Below are 18757 nucleotides of genomic sequence, written 5' to 3'. Positions count from 1 at the left end.
CACACCCTCCCCCAGATCCCCCACCCCCGTCTTGAATGAAACGGACGCCCAGGCCATCACAATTTCCCGCTCCACCCGCCGGTGAGCGGGACGGCGGCCGCCGTCGCGCGATTGTGATGGCGTGGCGGTCCACCCCTCACGGCTCGAACCGATATCCCATTCCCGGTTCGGTGAGCAGATGCTTGGGGCGGGCGGGGTCCGGTTCGAGTTTGCGGCGGAGCTGGCCCATGTAGAAGCGCAGGTTGCCGCTCGCGGTCTCGTAGCCGGGGCCCCAGACCTCGGTCAGCAGCTGGCGTTGCGCCAGCAGCTTGCCCGGGTTGCGGACGAGCACCTCCAGCAGGTGCCACTCGGTCGGCGTGAGGCGGATGTCCTCGCCGCTCTCCAGCGTGACGCGCTTCGCGGACAGGTCCACCTGCGCGCCGCCGACAGTCACCATCGGCTGGTCCTGGGCGATGCTGCTGCGGCGCAGTACGGCGCGCATCCGGGCGAGCAGCTCGTCGATCCCGAACGGCTTGGTCACGTAGTCGTCGGCGCCGGCGTCCAGCGCCTCCACCTTGTCGGTCTGGTCGGTCCGCCCGGACAGCACCAGGATCGGCGCGTCGGTCCACCCGCGCAGCCCGCGGATCACCTCGACGCCGTCGAAGTCCGGCAGCCCGAGGTCGAGGATCACCAGCTCCGGCGGATTCTGCGCGGCCACCTTCAACGCCGACGTACCGGTGCCGGCCAGGTGCACCTCGTACCCGCGCGCCTTCAGGTTGATCTGTAGCGCCCGCACGATCTGCGGCTCGTCGTCAACCACCAAGACCCTGGTCATGGGCGCCTTCCTGTTCGGAGCGCTCGCGGGCGCCGGGGATCGGTACGTCGGGACGCGCTGCGGCGGTCGGGATCGACACCACCATGGTCAGTCCACCACCCGGAGTGTCCTCGGGCTGCACGCTGCCCCGCATCGCCTCGGCGAGTCCGCGGGCGAGCGCCAGCCCGAGGCCGACGCCGACGGTGTTGTCGGTGTCGCCGAGCCGCTGGAACGGCGCGAACACCCGGTCCCGGTGCTGTTGCGGGATCCCCGGCCCGCGGTCGATCACCCGGACCTCGACGGTCGGCCCGAGCGCGCTCCCGGTGACCAGCGGCGGCCGGCCAGGCGGCGAGTACCGGATCGCGTTCGCCAGCAGGTTCGCGACGACGCGCTCCAGCAGCGCCGGATCCGCCTCGACGAGCGGCAGTGTGTGCGGAATGTCGACGGTGACCTCGTCGGCGTCGTCGCCGAGGTCGGACAGCACGCCGGGGAGGATCTCGTCGAGCGCCATCGGGCGGGGGAACACCGGGAGTACGCCGGCCTGCAGGCGACTCAGGTCCAGCAGGTTGTCGACCAGCCGCGACAACCGGTCCAGCGACTCGTCCGCGGTTTCCAGCAGCTCGGCCCGCTCGGAGTCGCTCCACTCCACGTCGTCGCTGCGCAGCGACGTCACCGACGCCTTCGCCGAGGCCAACGGGGACCTCAGGTCGTGCCCGACCGCCCGGAGCAACGCCGTACGCAGCTTGTCCGCTTCTGCCAGCGGCTTCGCCTCCGCGGCCGCTTCGCTCAGCCGGGCACGGTCGACCAGGGCCGCCGCGTGCGCCGCGAACGCGCCGACCAGCCGGCGTTCGTCCGCCTCCAGCTGATGCCCTTGGAGTACCAGTACGAGATCGTCGCGCGCCGGGATCTCCGCATCCGCCTCCTCCGGCCGGGTACACGTGAGTACGCCGGCCGACGCGAGCGGCCGCCAGACCTCGGTCAGCTCGTCCTCGTCGATCCGTTCCATCAGGCACGCGCCGGTCATCCCGAACGCCTCCCGGACCCGCTCCAGCAGAGCGGGCAGCGCGGTCTCGCCGCGCAGTACCGAACCGGCCAAGGTCGCCAGCGTCTCCGACTCGGCGGCCGCCCGGGCCGCCTGCCTGGTCCGCCGGGCCGCCCGGTCGACGACCGAGCTGACCATCGCCGCGACCAGGATGAAGATCAGCAGCGCGAGTGCGTTGTTGACCTCGGCGATCGTGAACGTCCGCTTCGGCGGCGTGAAGAACCAGTTCAGCACCAGCGACCCGCCGATCGCGGTCACCATCGCCGGCCACATGCCGCCGACCAGCGCGACCACCACGACCGCGAACAGGAACGCCAGTACGTTGCTGGTCAGGTTGAGCGTGTCACCGCCGAGCCCGAGGATCAGCGCGAGCAGCGGCGGCAGCACGATCGACAGGACGAAGCCCTGCACCTTCCGGCGCCGCGACAGGCTCCCGCGCAGCCGTGGCAGCCGGCCGCGGCCCATCAGCGAATGCGTGACGATGTGGACGTCGATCTCGCCGGAGTCACGGATCGTGGTGGCGCCGATCCCCGGCCCGGTGAACACCGACCCGAACCGGGACCGCCGGCTACCACCGAGGACCAGCTGGGTCGCGTTCTCCGCCTTCGCAAAGGTCAGCAGCGCGGCCGGGATGTCGTCGCCGACCACCTGGTGGTACGTCCCGCCGAGCTTCTCGACCAGGTTCCGCTGCTGGGCCAGCTTGCTCGGGTTCGCGCCGGTCAGGCCGTCGGACCGGGCCACGTGCACGGCGAGCAGGTCGCCGCCGGACGAGCGGGCGGCGATCCGGGCCGCGCGGCGGATCAGCGTCTCGCCCTCGGGGCCGCCGGTCAGCGCGACCACGACCCGCTCCCGGGCCTCCCAGGTGGAGTCGATGTCGTGCTCGGCGCGGTACTGCTGCAGCCCCGCATCCACCCGGTCGGCCAGCCACAGCAGGGCGAGTTCCCGGAGCGCGGACAGGTTGCCGACCCGGAAGTAGTTGCCCAGGGCAGCGTCGATCTTGTCGGCGGCGTACACGTTGCCGTGCGCCATCCGGCGGCGCAGCGCCTCCGGGGTCATGTCGACCAGCTCGATCTGGTCCGCGGCCCGGACCACCCGGTCCGGGACGGTCTCCTGCTGCGGTACGCCGGTGATCTTCTCGACCACGTCGTTGATCGACTCGAGGTGCTGGATGTTGACCGCCGAGATCACGTCGATCCCGGCGGCCAGCAGCTCCTCGATGTCCTGCCAGCGCTTCTCGTTCCGGCTGCCCGGGATGTTCGTGTGCGCCAGCTCGTCGACCAGCGCCACCTCCGGCCGCCGGTCCAGGACCGCGTCCAGGTCCAGCTCGGTGAAGCTGGCGCCGCGGTAGTCGACGATCCGCCGCGGCACCACCTCGAGCCCTTCCAGCATCTCCGCGGTGTGCACCCGGCCGTGCGTCTCCACGAAACCGACCACCACGTCGGTCCCGCGGGCACGCCGCCGCTGCCCCTCGCCCAGCATCTTGTACGTCTTGCCGACACCGGGCGCGGCACCGAGATAGACCCGCAGGTGCCCGCGCTTCATACAGCGATCATGCCAGCGCAGCGTTGAGCGTGACGACATTGACGTACGGCTCCCCCAGGAAGCCCAGTACGCGACCGTGCGTGTTGTCCTTCACCAGTTGCTGCACCTTTTCCACGGACAACCCGCGCTCGCGCGCGACCCGGGCGACCTGGATGGCGGCGTACGCCGGGCTGATGTCCGGGTCCAGCCCGCTGCCACTCGCGGTGACCGCGTCCGGCGGAACCTGTGACGGGTCCACCCCGTTCAGCTTGGCGACCTCCTGCCGCCGCTGGTCGATCAGCTTCACGAGCTCGGGGTTGTTGGGCCCGTACTGCGACGCGCCGCTACCCATCCCGTTGTAGTTCACGGCCGACGGCCTGGTCTGGAACCATTGCGGACCCTTGTACTCCTGACCGATCAGGTCCGAGGCGACCGCCTTGCCGTTCACCTTGATGATCGAACCGTTGGCGTTCCCATGGAACAGCGCCTGGGCGGCACCGGTCATGAACAGCGGATACACGACCCCGAGGACGACGGTGAACACCAGCAGCACTCGGACCGCCACGCCGAGTTGACGCAGATTGCTTGTCATTGGCAATTACCTTTCAGCGGAGACCAGGGATCAGCGAGATCACCAGGTCGAGGAGCTTGATGCCGACGAACGGCGAGATCAGTCCGCCGACGCCGTAGATCAGCAGGTTCCGGCGCAGCATCGCCGACGCCGACGACGGCTTGTACCGGACACCTCGCAGCGCCAGCGGCACCAGCAGCACGATGATCAGCGCGTTGAACACGATCGCGGACACGATCGCCGACTGCGGCGAGTGCAGGCCCATGATGTTCAGCTTGTCCAGCCCCGGGTACGCCGAGGCGAACAGCGCCGGCAGGATCGCGAAGTACTTCGCCACGTCGTTCGCGATCGAGAACGTGGTCAGCGAACCGCGGGTGATCAGCAACTGCTTGCCGATCTCGACGATCTCGATCAGCTTGGTCGGGTTCGAGTCGAGGTCGACCATATTGCCGGCCTCCTTCGCGGCCGACGTACCGGAGTTCATCGCGACACCGACGTCGGCCTGCGCGAGCGCCGGCGCGTCGTTGGTGCCGTCACCGGTCATCGCGACCAGGCGACCACCCTCCTGCTCCTTCTTGATCAACGCCATCTTGTCCTCGGGCGTCGCCTCGGCCAGGAAGTCGTCCACCCCGGCCTCGTCGGCGATCGCCTTCGCGGTCAGCGCGTTGTCGCCGGTGATCATCACGGTCCGGATGCCCATCGCGCGCATCTGGTCGAACCGCTCCCGCATACCTTCCTTGACGACGTCCTTCAGGTGGACGACGCCGAGCGCGCGGGCCTTGCCGCCGATGCTCTCGGCAACCACCAGCGGCGTACCGCCGGAGGCCGAGATGCCGTCGACGATCTCGCCGAGCTGTGCGTCGCCGGCCCCGCCGTGCTGGCTGATCCAGGCGTTCACGGCGCCGGCCGCTCCCTTGCGGATCTGCCGGTCGTCGACGTCCACGCCGCTCATCCGGGTTTGCGCGGTGAACTCCACGAACGTTGCGTGCGGCAACTCTCCGGTGTGCCGCTCACGCAGCCCGTACCCGGTCTTCGCCAGGACGACGATCGACCGGCCCTCCGGCGTCTCGTCGGCGAGGCTCGACAACTGCGCGGCGTCCGCCAGCTCGGTGTCCGTCACGCCGTCGACCGGGATGAACTCGGACGCCTGCCGGTTCCCGAGCGTGATCGTGCCGGTCTTGTCGAGCAGCAGCGTGTTCACGTCACCTGCGGCCTCGACCGCGCGGCCGGACATCGCCAGTACGTTGCGCTGCACCAGCCGGTCCATGCCCGCGATACCGATCGCGGACAGCAGCGCGCCGATCGTGGTCGGGATCAGGCAGACCAGCAGCGCGACCAGGATCACGATGTTCAGGTCGATCCCGGCGTACTTCGCGAACGGCGGCAGCGTGACGGTCGCGATCAGGAACACGATCGTCAGGCTGGCCAGCAGGATGTTCAGCGCGATCTCGTTCGGCGTCTTCTGCCGGGCCGCGCCTTCGACCAGCGCGATCATCCGGTCGATGAAGCTCTCACCGGGTTTGGTGGTGATCTTCACGACGATCCGGTCGGACAGCACCTTGGTACCGCCGGTGACCGCGCTCCGGTCGCCGCCGGACTCCCGGATGACCGGGGCCGACTCGCCGGTGATCGCCGACTCGTCCACGGACGCCACACCCTCGACGACGTCACCGTCGCCCGGGATGATCTGGCCGGCTTCGACGACGACCAGGTCGCCCAGCTGCAGTTGCGTCGCCGGGACCTGCTCCTCCTCGTCACCGTGCAGCCGACGGGCAGTGGTCTCGGTCTTCGCCCGGCGCAGGGTCTCCGCCTGGGCCTTGCCGCGGCCTTCGGCAACCGCCTCCGCGAGGTTCGCGAAGATCACGGTCAGCCAGAGCCAGACCACGATCCACCAGACGAACACGCTGGAATCGGTGAAGGCGAAGATCGTCGACGCGACCGCACCCACCTCGACCACGAACATGACCGGGTTCTTCACCATCACCCGCGGGTCGAGCTTCTGCAGCGCATCCGGCAGGGAACGGAGCAGCATCTTCGGGTCGAACAGACCCGACGGTGCTCTCTTCGGGGTCGCCGCCGGCTTGGAAGCGGGCGGTGTCGTCAGCGTGGTCACAGTCCCTCCGCGAGGGGTCCAAGAGTCAGAGCGGGGAAGTACGTCAGGCCGGTCACGATCACGACGGTGCCGACCAGCAGCGTCACGAACAGGGCCTTGTGGGTGGGCAGCGTGCCCTGGGTCACCGGTACCGGCTGCTGCTTCGCGAGCGTCCCGGCCAGCGCCAGCACGAACACGATCGGTACGAACCGGCCGAGCAGCATCGCGAGTCCGAGGGCAATGTTGTAGAAGTTCGTGTTCGCGCTCAGCCCGCCGAACGCGCTGCCGTTGTTGTTGGCCGCCGACGTGAACGCGTACAGCACCTCGGAGAACCCGTGCGGGCTGCCGGTGTTGAAGATCGAGCCGCGGGCCGAGGCCAGCCCCATCGCCAGCGACGTACCGACCAGCACGATCGTCGGCGTGGTCAGGATGTACAGCGCGACCAGCTTCATCTCGCGCGCGGTGATCTTCTTCTTCAGGTACTCCGGGGTCCGCCCGACCATCAGGCCCGCGACGAACACCGCGAGCACGGCGAGGATCAGCATCCCGTACAGGCCCGACCCGGTACCGCCCGGCGTCACCTCCCCGAGCATCATGTGGAACAGCGGTACGCCGCCGCCGAGCGGGGTGAACGAGTCGTGTGCCGCGTTCACCGCGCCGGTCGACGTACCGGTCGTGGAGACCGCGAACAGCGCCGAGGCCCACTCGCCGAAGCGTGTCTCCTTGCCCTCCATCGCAGCACCCGCGGCCTGTGTCGCCGTACCGGCCGCCTGGAGCTCGAACACCGTCGCGAGTACGACGAAGGTCGCCCAGATCGTGCCCATCACGCCGAGGATCGCGTATCCCTGCCGCTTGTCCTTCACCATCAGGCCGAACGTCCGGGTCAGGCACACCGGGATCACCAGCAACAGGAAGATCTCGAACAGGTTCGACAGCGCGTTCGGGTTCTCGAACGGGTGCGCGGAGTTCGCGTTGTAGAAGCCGCCGCCGTTCGTACCGAGCTCCTTGATGACCTCCTGGCTGGCCACCGGCCCGCCCGGGATCGTCTGCGCCTGGCCGACCACCGAGGTGACCGCGTGCCCGGCGGAGAAGTTCTGGACGACGCCCATCGCGACCAGCGCGAGGCCGCCGACCACCGCCATCGGCAGCAGGATCCGCAGCAGCGTCCGGGTCAGGTCGACCCAGAAGTTGCCGACCCGGTCGGTCTTCGACCGAACGAACCCGCGGATCAGCGCGATCACCACGGTGATGCCGACCGCCGCGGACACGAAGTTCTGCACGGCCAGGCCGGCGAACTGCACGACGTACCCCATCGTGACCTCGGGCGAGTACGACTGCCAGTTCGTGTTCGCGACGAACGACGCCGCGGTGTTGAAGGCCAGCGCGTTCGGCACGTTCGGGAGACCGAGCGAGAGCGGCAGCCAGTGCTGCAGGCGCTGCAACAGGAACAGCAGCACCAGGCTCGCCGCCGAGAACGCGATCAGCGCCCGGGCGTACACGCCCCAGGTCTGGTCGGCCTTGGCGTCGACCCCGAACAGCTTGTAGGCGGCCCGCTCGACGCGCAGGTCGCGGTCGGACGTGTAGACGCGAGCCATGTACCCGCCGAGCGGTCGATAGACCGCCGCCAGGCACAGGATCAGGAAGCCGACCTGTAACAGGCCGGCCGAGGTGTCGGACATCAGAACCTCTCGGGAAAGATCAGGGCGGCGATCAGGTAGAGGACCAGCGCAGCAGCCACTACCAGGCCTGCGATGTTCTCGGCGTTCATGGCTCCACTGCACATCGCTCACTGCCCCGTCAGGAGGGTTCTCGCAGGTCTCTCACACCCGCTGACAGACCTCTCACAGGCTTCTCACATACTTACGGCTGGCAAACCCAGCCGACAGACAGGGAAGAACACGCACGTGACCGAGATCGACACCCCCGCCCCCGCCGACCAGTTCTTCTCCGCGGAGACCCGAGCCGCCCTCGCCGAGGCCAGCCGGCTGCTCGCTGAGCGTCTCCAGGCACACACCGACGCCCTGCTCGCGATGACCGGCGACGAGGACCACACCACCCTCTTCGAACACAACGCGGCCCTCGAAGGCGTCGTCGAGGACTGGAACGACGCCGTCTTCGAACACACCGGTACGACCGCCCTGCTCCTCGACGATGCCACCGACGACGAAGACGACGAGTCGACCGAGCCTGACCAGCTGATCAGCGTCGTCTCCCGCTTCGACCTCCGGATCACCGACCTCGACGAACTCCTCGAAGCCGGCCGCGCCGCCCAGGAACGCCACCCGGCCGAACTCGACGAATCCGGCGACCGCGACCCGGTCGACAGCGCCGAACAAGCCATCTACGAAATCAGCCGCGAGGTCGGCGAAGCCTGGTTCGAACTCCCCGGCACAGAACTACTCGCCGGCGCCCGCGCGTACGTCGTACCAGAGTCCCCCTTCGAGCCGCTCGACGCAGACGCCGAAGACGTAGTCACCGAACTGATCGCCCCCAACGGCACAGCCACCCACGCCGAAACCTGGGCCTAACCTCACACGCGAGCGCGGGGGGTGCTTGCCCCCCGCGTACTCCGCGAAGCCGCTGGTGCTGACTGGCGCGGGCAGTGAGTGGTGTTGAAGGGAAGGAGAGGGCGGTGACGCGCGGATGTGGTCACCCCCCCGCGTGCTCCGCAGGTACTCCGGTCGCTCCGCTCCCTCCCGCACCCGCTCCGCGCGCTCCCACCCATCCACCGGCTTAGCGCCGGCCTTCTGCCCGCTGCCGCGGGCGTTTTGCGAGCTGCCGCTCGCGGGTGACTGCACAAGTGGAGGTGATGCGTGAGGCTGCAGGTGGTGAGCGGCGACTGCTGGCTGTCGCCTGGAGCGGATGTGGTGCGCGGATGTGGTGCGCCAATGGTGTGCTCTAACCGGTGCAATTCCCACGCGGACGGTTCGATCCGTTCAAGATGTCGGCGTCGATGCGCGACCATGAACACCCTGTGGTGGCTGGCGACATGCTATGACCTGTTCACAGCCCCCAGGAGCTGTCCGCAGGATCGTGGGTTGTCCAATCAGCGGTGACTCGGGGCTGGACGGCGAGCGGCCGGAGCACCTGCGGACCACGCGGGGCTGACCACGTCCACGTGTCGCCACCCCCTCCTCACCGTCTCCCCCGCCACCACTCACCACCCGCAGCACTCACCACGCGGAGCCTCACGGAGTGCGCCCGCCTAGCAGTCGCCCGCGAGCGGCAGCTCGCAAATCGCCCGCGGTAGCGGGCAGAAGACCGGCGCTAGCCGGTGGGTGGGAGTCCGCGTAGCAGGTGCGGGGGGGAGCGCAGTGACCGGAGCACCTGCGGAGCACGCGGGGGCGTGCTAGTACGTCAGACGTGCAGCTCTCCGTCGAGGACCGTGATCGCGTGGCCTGTTAGATGTACGCGGTCGCCGGCTGGGACGACTCGTACGACGCCGCCGCGGGCGGATGCCTGGTAGCCCGTCAGGGTGGGCCGGCCGAGGCGTTCGGTCCAGTACGGGGCGAGGCTTGTGTGGGCGCTGCCGGTGACCGGGTCCTCGGGGATGCCGCTGCCGGGGGCGAAGAAGCGGGAGACGAAGTCGTACTCCGAGCCCTCCGCCGTGACGATCACCCCGCGCAGGCGCCCGCGCTCGATGATGCCGGCCAGTGCGTCGTAGTCCGGGACCACCGCCCGCACCGTCGCCTCATCACGGACGACGACCAAGAGGTCGCGGAGTTCGCCGGTCACGTAGGTCTCGAGTGGCTCGGCCTGGATGGCCGCCGCCAGGCCGTCCGGGGCGGGCGTAGCAACAGGCCGGTTGACCGGGAAGTCGAGGGTGATCCCGTCGTCAGCGACCGTCGCGGTCAGGATGCCGCTGAGGGTGGCGTACGACGTCTTCCCGGAAACCTTGCCGTCGGCGGCCAGTGCGTGGGTCGTGGCGAGTGTTGCGTGCCCGCAGAGCCGTTCCTCGAGGGTTGGGGTGAACCAGCGCAGGTCCCAGTCCGCGTCGAGCCGTTCCGACGGGCGGACGAAGGCGGTCTCGGCGTGGTTCATCTCAGCCGCCACGCTCTGCAGCCAGCTCTCATCCGGCCACGGACCTGCCTCGAACACGCAGACCGCCGCCGGGTTCCCGGTGAATGCTCGTTCGGCGAAGGCATCGACCACGCGAATCCTCATGCCCCGAACGCTAGCCAGCCGCGACCCCCGCGGGCCAGATCCACTTCCGGTACGAGTGGCCTTGAACCGCCCGCGGCGACGCGACGTATGGAGGACGTCCACATCCTGATCTAGGGGGAGTGTCATGTCTTTGCGCGTACTCGCAGTCGCCACGGCCTTCGCCGGCGGCATCGCACTGATCGCGCCCGCGACTGCCGACGCACACGGTCCGTCGCACCACCTCGCCGTACAGCAGGTCGATCTGGTCTCCGACCAGCCCGGCAAGGCCGTACTCCAGGACCCCGACCTGGTGAATCCGTGGGGTCTGTCGCTCGGCGCCACCACGCCGCTGTGGGTGTCCGACAACGGTACGTCGGCATCGACGCTGTACTCGTCCGCGCCGGGCTCGGGCACCGTCGCGAAGGTGTCGGCGATCGAGCCGAGGATGCCGTCGCCGACGGGTCAGGTGAACAACCCGGGCTCCGGGTTCGTCCTCCGCAACGGCACCACCAGCGCACCGGCCAACTTCATCTTCGCGACCGAGACGGGGCAGATCGCCGCCTGGAGCCGGGTGGTCGATCAGCCGATGGGTGCGGCCGAGATCAAGGTGACCACGCCGGGCGGCGAGTACAAGGGCCTCGCGCTCGCCGGCAACCAGCTGTTCGCGGCGAACTTCACGCAGCACCGGATCGACGTGTTCGACAGCTCGTTCATGCCGGTGAAGCTGCCGTCGTGGGCGTTCCGCGACCGGCACGTGCCGGCGTCGTACGGGCCGTTCAACGTGCAGGCGCTCGACGGTCGGCTGTTCGTTTCGTACGCCAAGGTTAACGCGAAGACCGGTGACGAGATCGACGGTCACGGACTCGGGTTCGTCGACGAGTACGGCACCGACGGCCGGCTGATCACCCGGGTCGCGACGCGCGGCTCACTGAACGCGCCGTGGGGTATGGCGATGGCTCCGGCCGGCTGGGGCCAGCCGGCCGGCACGCTCCTGGTCGGGAACTTCGGTGACGGCCGGATCAACATCCTGGTCCCGAAGTCACGGCACCGCTTCGAGCCCGCCGGACAGGTCCGCGACACTGCCGGCCGGCCGCTGACGATCGACGGCCTGTGGGCGCTGCTGCAAGGTACGCCGACCACCGGCGGCACCGACGTACTGTGGTTCTCCGCCGGCACCGACGGCGAGGCCCACGGACTGCTAGGCCAACTCCGGCACTCCTGACGGACCGAGGAACGGGTGGTGCGGTGCACTACCCGTTCCTCCGTACAACCCAGGTCAGTCGATCGGCCGCAACTCATCCGCATAGGAAACGGAGACGCGGCGCAGTACGCCGTCCTTGACCGAGTACTGCCCCATCCGCCACAGCGGCGGGCTGTACGCGTGGACCGTCACGCTGCCCTTGTCGAGGCCGGTGAGGCGGTGGATGTGGTCGGGTCCGAAGCCGTAGACGTCGCCGGCCTCGACCTCGGTCTCGATGGCGGCCGTGCCGATCGCCAGGTTGTGCTCGACAAGCTTGCCCCGGGCAACGGCTACCGCGCCGGACGAGACGTCGTGGTCGTGCCAGCCGGTGTCGTTGACCGGCGTCCAGCAGATCAGCCAGACGTCGACGTTGGCGTCCCGGTGCAGGGACGCGAAGACCCGCTCCTCGTCGCTGTACGCGACCTGGTCCTCCCACAGGTGCGGCTGCGCGGCGATCGACGCGGCGAGCTCGGACAGTTCGTCCGGACTCAGATCACGCCCCGGAAGGTCGTCCAGCGACAGACAGTTGTTGAGCTCCACGAGCCGGGTGGCCTGGCGCGCCGGAACGTCGGGGACGTCGATGGGCTGGGCAGTCACTGCACTCCCCTCTCAGGAGTAGCCGCACCGAACAGCAGGCGGTGCGGGTTGTCGTGGCGGATCACCGCGGTCGCGGCGTCGCCCTGGCGGAGGTCGGTGATGCCGGCGTACGGCCGGTCCGTGCCGTGCACGACCTGATCGATGCCGAGCACCCGCGCGACCGCGTCGATCCCCTGTGGGCCGTAGCTCGAGGTGTCGACGTACAGGTTGGGGTCGATGGTGCCGAGCCGGCCGCCGCGGGCGGTCAGCCGTTCGTGGTGCACCGGGGCGAGACCCGCGGCGGCGACGAAGCAGAGGCGGAGCTTCGGATGCGTACGCCGTCCGCCGTACGCGTGCCAGGCCCACCACGCGGCGTGGAGCTGCGTCGTGTAGTCGACGACCGGCGCCCACCAGCAGGCGGCCTCGGCCGCGGTCGCCGTCCCGGGGTGGACGAGGATCGGCTTGTTCAGCCGCTCGAGCGTCTGCAGCACGTCCGCCTGCGCTTCCCAACCGGAAGGGGTCGTCAGCACGTGCGCCGGGAGCTGCAGCCCCAGAAAGCCCTTGTCCAGAAGGTCTTCCAGCCCGGCGGGTTCGCGGAGGTCCACCGAGGCCCAGGCGCGGAACGGCGCCGGGAACTCGGCCGCTCCGTCGTGCCACGCGGCGAGCAGGTCGGCGTCGCCGAGCTCCTCGATCCCGAGCGGGCTGGACAGCGAGACCGCGGCCAGCGTCGTCCCGGCGTCCTGCTCGACGGCAACCCGCTTACCGAGCTCGTGCGCCGCGGGGTCCACGTCGTACGGCGCCTCGGTCGCGGTGTGTAGCGTCCAGCCGTCCAGGTACGGCGGCTCCCGGCGGGCCCGGAGCCGGTCCACGAAGGCCTCCGGCCAGAGGTGCTGGTGAACGTCGATCACCGTGACCTCCAGGTTTGATCAGATTGAAGCGCTTCAGGATGAATAGAGTGAAGCGCTTCAAAGGTGCGTCTGTCAAGTTTCTGTCCACGGCGCCGGTTAGGGTCATGGACATGTCCGGAACGAGCCGGAGGCCGACCCTCAAGGACATCGCCGCCGAGACCGGGCTCTCGATGGCCGCCGTGTCGTACGCACTGCGCGGCCTGCACGGCACGCCCGAGACCCGGCAGCGCGTCCAGGAGGCCGCCGAGCGGCTCGGGTACCAGGCCGATCCGGTCGCCCGCGCGCTCGCGTCCGGCCGCAGCGGGTCGGTCGGCGTGCTGTGCGCGTCGCTCGAGGACCTCTGGCAGCAGCGGGTCGCCGCCGCCCTCGGCCGCGAGCTGCTCGCCCCGGACCGGAACGCGTGGATCATCGACTCGGCCGGCGACGCCGACCGGCAGCTCGAGCTCGCCCAGCACCTGGTCGACCACCGCGCGGACGCGATCGTCGTGGTGCCGATCGACCCGGCCGCCAAGGCCTGGGCGGAGATCGCGCAGCAGGTGCCGGTGATCGCGATCGGCGACGCGCTGCCCGGCGCGAAGGCGAAGTCCGAGGTGATCCTCGACAACGAGACCGGCGTCAGTACGGCGCTGCGCCGGCTCGCGGACGCCGGTCACCGCGACATCGCCGTACTCAGCCCGACCCGGCGGCTCGAGGTGGAGCGCCCCGCCGAAGGAATCGCGCAGCGAGTGGCGAAGGACCTCGGCCTGCGGATCCGCCTGCTGCAGTGCCCGCACGACCTGCCCGGCGCGACCGAGGTCGCCCGGAGTCTGCTCACCGCCGCCGACCGGCCGACCGGCATCCTCGCGCTCGCGGACTCGATGGCCTTCGGCGTGTACGCCGCCGCTCGCGAGCTCGGCCTGCGCATCCCCGACGACCTGTCGCTGCTCGGGTACGACGACCAGCCGATGTCGCAGCTGCTGACGCCGCCGCTGTCGACGTTCCACTGGCCGCTCGACGACCTGGTCAGCCACGTCGTCTCCCGGGTGACCTCCGCCGTCGACACGAACCGCCGCGTCCGCCGGACCACGCTGACCCCGGCCCTGATCGAGCGCGGCTCGGTCGCCGGGCCGCCCGCCTAGGCGACCCGGCGACCGCTGCGCGCCGGATTCCACACCCTCGAAACTAGACTAAGTCACTACACTTACAGCCCATCGTCCAAGATCCGGACGCCGGCCGGGCGAACCCAGGATTCGCAGCCGATGCTCACGACTCGGCGGGCTTTACTGCGCTCAGGCCGGTGGCGGTGGTGAGGAGGCGGTCGCGGAGCGGCGCGGGCAGGTTGGGGAGCACGGCACCGAAGGTGCGGGCTTCGGCGATCGCGTAGCGGCGACGGGGGTGGCGGGACTCGACCGCCTGGACGATGACCTCGGCGACCTTGTCGACGGGGCCTGGCTTGAAACGGCTCATGGCCGTCTCGTACGCCGCCAGGTGTCCGCGGTACAGGTCGACGCGCGAGCGGTCGGCCCGCTGCAGTGCCGCGGCCGCGGTGACGCCGGCACGGGTGAAGATCTCGGTCTCGGTGGTCCCGGGCTCGATCACCACGACCGGGATCTTCCACGGCGCCAGCTCCAGGCGAAGGGCGTTCGACAACGCCTCGAGACCGGCCTTGCTCGCGGACAGGGCGCCGAGCAGCGGCATCGCGACGCGTCCTGTCGCCGCACTCACATTCACGATCCGACCGGGGGTGCGGGACGACGAGCCGGTTGCCGTCCCCGCGCGCAGCAGCGGCAGGAACTCGCGGATCACCGATGCCGGGCCGATCGTGTTCACCTCCAACTGCCGACGCCACTCGTCGGCCGGCACCAGCTCCAGCGGACCCTGCACGATCACGCCCGCGTTGTTGATCACCGCCCGCAGCCCGTCGACCTCACCCGCGACCTGCCTCGCCGCCGCGGCGACACTCTCCGGATCCGCCACGTCCAGCGGCAGCACCCGCACGTCCGGCCCGAAGTCGGCCCGACCACGCGCCCCGGCGTACACCGTGAATCCTCGCTGCCGCAGCAGTCCGACGGTCGCGGCACCGATGCCACCGGTCGAACCTGTGACGAGAACAGCCTTCATGTCGACCCCCCTTTGAGATGTTCTCTGGGACATGTCCCTAGGGACATATCTGAGCATGCACATGTCCGTGGGGACATGTCAAGATGGCGGTCAGTAAAGGAGGCAGCGATGTCACTGCGGCACGGACTGCTCGGGCTGCTCGCGGAGGGGCCGGCCAGCGGGTACGACCTGGCGCGCCGGTTCACCGAGGTGCTCGGGTCGATCTGGCCCGCGCAGCACCCGAAGATCTACGCCGAGCTGAACAAGCTGGCCGGCGAGGGGCTCGTCGAAGTGGAGAGCGAGGGCCCGCGGCGGCGGAAGGCGTACCGGATCACCGACGCCGGAGTGGCCGAGGTGAAACGCTGGCTGACCGAGGTCGACGTCGACCACACGATGCGGCTGCAGCCGCTGCTGCGGTCGCTGTTCTTCTGGATGATGGACCGCGACGAACTCCGGCAGCACCTGGAGGCGGAGGCCCGGTACTACCGCGACCTCGCCGCGCAGTACTCCGACTACGCCGCCCGCAAGGACCGCGGCGAGTTCGGCTACAGCGAGCAGACCCAGTCGATGCGGGTCACGATCGAGGCCGGCATCCGGGTGTACTCCGCCCTCGCCGACTGGGCCGAGTGGGCCCAAACCGTCCCCCCGGCCAAACCCTCCAACTCGAAGGGCATCCACTGAACTGAAGGGTTGCCCATCGAAAATCTCAGTGGGCAACCCTCCAGTTCGGTGGGCAAGGAAAAGGCCGGCCGAGCGGGGTGCGCTCGGCCGGCCTTTGCGGGTGTCGCGTTACTTGGTGCCGAAGACCTGGATCTCGGTCATGTCGGTGAACTTGCAGCCGCCGAACGCGCCGTTCGGGCAGTTGGTCTGGAAGTCCGGGACCTGCGGGCTCAGCATCCAGAACCGGACGTACTGGACGCCGGTGGCGTTGCCGGTCGGGGCGACCAGGTTGTACTTGCCCCGGTTCGTGGCGTCGAAGGTGCCGGACGCCGCAGTGGCCCAGGTCGTACCGTCGACCGAGGTCTCGACCTTGTACTGCCCGGTCGAGGAGCTGCCCGGGTCACCACAGGTGTTCGACGGGTCGATGTTGAAGTTGCTGATGTTGACCTTCGCGGGCAGCTTGATGTCGACGTGCTTGGCGATCATCTGGTTGGTCGCGGTGCCGTTGTCGTCACCGGTCGTGCTGCCCCAGCCGGTGCCCTGCGCGTTGTCGATCGCGAACGCCGGCCCACACTGCGGGCTGAAGTCCGGGCCGTTGAACCCGGCAACCGTGCCACCGCCGGATGCCGCCGCCCAGTTGCGGCGCGGAGTGAAGGCCGCCTGGGTGCCCTTGGCAACCTTGACCGACTGGACGATCAGCTCGTAGCCCGGGGCCGAGACGACGACCTTCGGGTACGTGCCCGGCGCCACACCGGTGATGCTGTAGTTGCCCTGGGCATCGGTCGACCCGGCGTAGTCGCCGGCGTAGCCGGACGAGTGACCGCCGATGTAGACCAGCGCGCCTGCGACCGGAGCGCCGGTGTCCTTGTCCTTCACGGTGCCGCTGAGCGTCGTGGTGGCACCTGTCGGCGGCTTGTGGAAGTCCTCCGCCGGGTAGGCGTCGCCGCCGTCGACGACACCGGCATACCAGCCCATGCCGCGGTTGGCGAAGACGGTCCAGATGATGTCCGCGTTCTTGCCGCCGCTGGCGATCAGGTCGGCCTGGACGATCGCGTTGCGCATGTCGAGCATCGTCGGGTCCGCCGGAGCGAGTTCCATCGCGCGGGTGATGATGCTCATCGCGTAGCTACGGCCGAAGCGCTCGCGCAGGTCCCAGAGGGTCTGCGCCCACACCTCACCGGAGGCGTGCACCTCGGGCGAGCCGCCGATGGTCGGGAAGTCGGCGTACGTGTAGCCGCCCTTCGAGCCGTCCGGCTGGATGCAGTTCGGGCTGACCGCCTTCACCCGGCAGTCGATCGCCTGGGTGCGGAACAGCTCGCCGTGCGCGACATACCGGCCCTCGAGGACCTCGCCCGGAGCGGTGGTGTCCTTCTCCAGGCCGTGCGAGACCAGGTAGTCCATCGCGTAGAAGTCGCTCCACGCCTCGCCCATCGAGCCGGCCTGGATGCTGTTCAGCGTGGAGTTGCCCTGGGCGTCGACGACGAGGCGGTTCGACAGACCGTGGGTGTACTCGTGGTACAGGATGCTGGCGTCGTTGGCCCCGCTGGACGGGACCCACGGGTCCTGGGCATCGGTGGCGCCCGGCTGGTGCCACAGGTACATCTGCATGGTCGGCGGGGTGCCGTCCGGCGGGGTGTTCATGTTCGCGTTGTCGATGTGGTTCGCGTCCGGGCCGCCGTCGGCACCGGTGGCCGCGCCGTCCAGCGCGTTCAGGTGGACCGGGTCGCCGCCCGCGGCGTCGAACGAACCGGCCGCCGGGGTGAAGCTGATCGGCGGCTTCGCCAGCCAGTCGTGGAAGTTGCTGGCCAGGTAGAACGCGTTGGTGACGTCCTGGTTCATGTTCGTCTTCCAGGAATCCGGCTTCGCCGGGTCCCAGGTACAGACGAACGAGGTCGAGCAGAACGACGACGCGTTCGGGAAGGTGGTCAGCTTGTACTCGGCGCCGGTCTTGGTGCCCGGCACCTTGACCGTCTCGCCGGCGTTCGGCTGGTTGTCGTCGTTGACGTCCGCCCAGGCCGCGACCGACGTTCCTTCGAGGAGGGTCTTCGCGTTCTTCGGCAGCCACTTGTTGTAGATCAGGTTCTCGACCCGCTGGGTGCCGCCCTTGGCCGCGCCCGGGTAGTAGTCCTGGACGAGTGCATCGCCGTTGGCGGAACTGGACAGGTTCCGCCGGTAGAGGAGGGCACCGGTCTGCGCGTCGATGACGTGCGTGTACACCTTGGTGCCGCCCGCGTTGACGTAGGTCATCCAGCCCTTGCGAAGGCCGTCGGCGGTGTGGAACCACACCTGCTTCGCGGTGTCACCGTTGCTGAAGGTGGTGCTCACCCCGGAGGACTTCTCGGTCGCCGACTTCGCGCTGCCGCCGACGTCCTCGATGGCGGCGCTGCGGGCGCCGGCCGCGGACAGCTTCGGCGTGGCCGCGGCGGAGCGGCTCTGCGCGGCGGAGGTGAGGCCGGCGACGGGCGAACCCATGATCGAGACGATCTGGCCATGCTTGGTCACGTTGGCCTTCAGGCCGTTGCCGAACACCTCGACGCCGTCCACGACCTGGGACCAGAAGACGTGGTGCGTGCCGAGGTCGTCGACGTAGTCCTTGCGCAGCTTCAGCGTCGCCAGGTCCGCGTCGGACAGCTTGAAGACCTCAGGGTGCGCCTTCACGTAGTCGAGGACGATGACCTCGGCCTTCTTGGCGCTCTTGCCGGTGAGGAAGCCGTTCAGCTTGGTCACCTGAGCCGGGGTGCCGGTGTTCGGGTCGAGCTCGACGACACCCTGGGTGCCGAGCGAGTTCCGGAACTTCTCCGATGCCGCCGTCTCCTTGCCGGCCACCTTGGCCGCCCGGGCGTAGGTGGTCTTGGCGTCGGGCGTCCGGGCGTCGTAGTAGCCCTTCTGCTCCTTGCCGGTGAAGTTCTCGGACTGGGATGCCTTGCCCTTGTCCGGTCCGGCGGTCTGCGCGGCGTCCGCGCCACCGGCGGTCATGGCCAGCGCGATGGCGGCCGCGGAGACGGCGGAGACTGCCAGGAGCCCCCGCCCTCTGCGTGATGTGGTCACAGCAAATCTCCATGGAGTTCGTATCAGCGGGTCGCCCTCCACGACCCGTCCCGGGGGCTGACCTTAAGCCTGTGGGGGCGTCCG

The 18757-nt window shown here is 69.4% G+C and carries 15 protein-coding genes; 4 read left to right on the top strand and 11 right to left on the bottom strand.

Annotation, left to right across the window (positions count from 1 at the left end; genetic code table 11):
- Positions 1-136: 136 nt before the first annotated feature.
- The 6 genes from ACXJJ3_RS24220 to kdpF are packed head-to-tail and all read right to left on the bottom strand — an operon-like array spanning position 137 to position 7787.
- Positions 137-814, bottom strand: a complete 678-nt coding sequence (locus ACXJJ3_RS24220; RefSeq protein ID WP_458164126.1) for a response regulator — start codon at positions 812-814, stop codon at positions 137-139.
- A complete protein-coding gene (locus tag ACXJJ3_RS24215) occupies positions 792-3377 on the bottom strand; it encodes a DUF4118 domain-containing protein (protein WP_458164125.1) in 2586 nt (861 codons plus the stop codon). The genes ACXJJ3_RS24220 and ACXJJ3_RS24215 overlap by 23 nt, the downstream gene beginning before the upstream one ends.
- Positions 3378-3384: 7 nt before the next feature.
- On the bottom strand, positions 3385-3954 hold the full coding sequence (gene kdpC / locus ACXJJ3_RS24210; protein ID WP_458164124.1) for a potassium-transporting ATPase subunit KdpC: 570 nt from the start codon (positions 3952-3954) through the stop codon (positions 3385-3387).
- Positions 3955-3961: 7 nt separating this feature from the next.
- Positions 3962-6040 carry a potassium-transporting ATPase subunit KdpB gene (gene kdpB / locus ACXJJ3_RS24205; RefSeq protein ID WP_458164123.1) on the bottom strand — a complete coding sequence of 693 codons (2079 nt, stop codon included), beginning with the start codon at positions 6038-6040 and terminating at the stop codon, positions 3962-3964.
- Positions 6037-7698, bottom strand: coding sequence for a potassium-transporting ATPase subunit KdpA (kdpA, locus tag ACXJJ3_RS24200; RefSeq protein ID WP_458164122.1), 1662 nt, complete (start codon positions 7696-7698; stop codon positions 6037-6039). Before kdpA ends, kdpB begins: the two co-directional genes overlap by 4 nt.
- Positions 7698-7787 carry a K(+)-transporting ATPase subunit F gene (gene kdpF, locus ACXJJ3_RS24195; protein WP_184839334.1) on the bottom strand — a complete coding sequence of 30 codons (90 nt, stop codon included), beginning with the start codon at positions 7785-7787 and terminating at the stop codon, positions 7698-7700. The genes kdpA and kdpF overlap by 1 nt, the downstream gene beginning before the upstream one ends.
- A 136-nt stretch (positions 7788-7923) precedes the next feature.
- On the opposite strand from kdpF, the gene ACXJJ3_RS24190 reads away from it, so the two are divergent.
- Positions 7924-8547 (top strand): hypothetical protein, encoded by a 624-nt coding sequence (locus tag ACXJJ3_RS24190; protein ID WP_458164121.1) that lies wholly within the window; start codon positions 7924-7926, stop codon positions 8545-8547.
- Positions 8548-9376: 829 nt separating this feature from the next.
- On the opposite strand, the gene ACXJJ3_RS24185 is transcribed toward ACXJJ3_RS24190, so the two are convergent.
- The gene (locus ACXJJ3_RS24185) at positions 9377-10183 is read right to left on the bottom strand and encodes a PhzF family phenazine biosynthesis protein (protein WP_458164120.1); all 807 of its coding nucleotides are present in this window, start codon (positions 10181-10183) and stop codon (positions 9377-9379) included.
- A gap of 124 nt (positions 10184-10307) precedes the next feature.
- On the opposite strand from ACXJJ3_RS24185, the gene ACXJJ3_RS24180 reads away from it, so the two are divergent.
- Positions 10308-11384, top strand: coding sequence for a TIGR03118 family protein (locus ACXJJ3_RS24180; RefSeq protein WP_458164119.1), 1077 nt, complete (start codon positions 10308-10310; stop codon positions 11382-11384).
- A 54-nt stretch (positions 11385-11438) separates the two neighbouring features.
- Here ACXJJ3_RS24180 and ACXJJ3_RS24175 read toward each other — a convergent pair whose 3' ends face one another.
- Together ACXJJ3_RS24175 and ACXJJ3_RS24170 are read right to left on the bottom strand one after the other, a co-directional pair.
- Positions 11439-11999 (bottom strand): cysteine dioxygenase, encoded by a 561-nt coding sequence (locus ACXJJ3_RS24175; RefSeq protein WP_458164118.1) that lies wholly within the window; start codon positions 11997-11999, stop codon positions 11439-11441.
- Positions 11996-12886, bottom strand: coding sequence for an amidohydrolase family protein (locus tag ACXJJ3_RS24170; protein ID WP_458164117.1), 891 nt, complete (start codon positions 12884-12886; stop codon positions 11996-11998). Before ACXJJ3_RS24170 ends, ACXJJ3_RS24175 begins: the two co-directional genes overlap by 4 nt.
- Positions 12887-12996: 110 nt before the next feature.
- On the opposite strand from ACXJJ3_RS24170, the gene ACXJJ3_RS24165 reads away from it, so the two are divergent.
- The gene (locus ACXJJ3_RS24165) at positions 12997-14004 is read left to right on the top strand and encodes a LacI family DNA-binding transcriptional regulator (RefSeq protein WP_458164116.1); all 1008 of its coding nucleotides are present in this window, start codon (positions 12997-12999) and stop codon (positions 14002-14004) included.
- A 124-nt stretch (positions 14005-14128) separates the two neighbouring features.
- Here the strand turns inward: ACXJJ3_RS24165 and ACXJJ3_RS24160 are convergent, their stop codons facing one another.
- On the bottom strand, positions 14129-14986 hold the full coding sequence (locus tag ACXJJ3_RS24160) for an SDR family NAD(P)-dependent oxidoreductase (RefSeq protein ID WP_458164115.1): 858 nt from the start codon (positions 14984-14986) through the stop codon (positions 14129-14131).
- Between the two features lie 108 nt (positions 14987-15094).
- Between ACXJJ3_RS24160 and ACXJJ3_RS24155 the strand changes: the two genes are divergently transcribed.
- Entirely contained in the window at positions 15095-15646 is a 552-nt protein-coding gene (locus tag ACXJJ3_RS24155) for a PadR family transcriptional regulator (protein ID WP_458164114.1), read from the top strand.
- 108 nt (positions 15647-15754) lie between these two features.
- On the opposite strand, the gene ACXJJ3_RS24150 is transcribed toward ACXJJ3_RS24155, so the two are convergent.
- Complete coding sequence (locus tag ACXJJ3_RS24150) at positions 15755-18673, bottom strand: M36 family metallopeptidase (protein WP_458164113.1); 2919 nt, start codon at positions 18671-18673, stop codon at positions 15755-15757.
- Between the last annotated feature and the right edge of the window lie 84 nt (positions 18674-18757).

This window comes from Kribbella sp. WER1 (assembly GCF_054189145.1).
The sequence above is the reverse complement of the archived record's forward strand: the minus strand, read 5'-3'. Positions and strand labels throughout refer to the sequence as shown.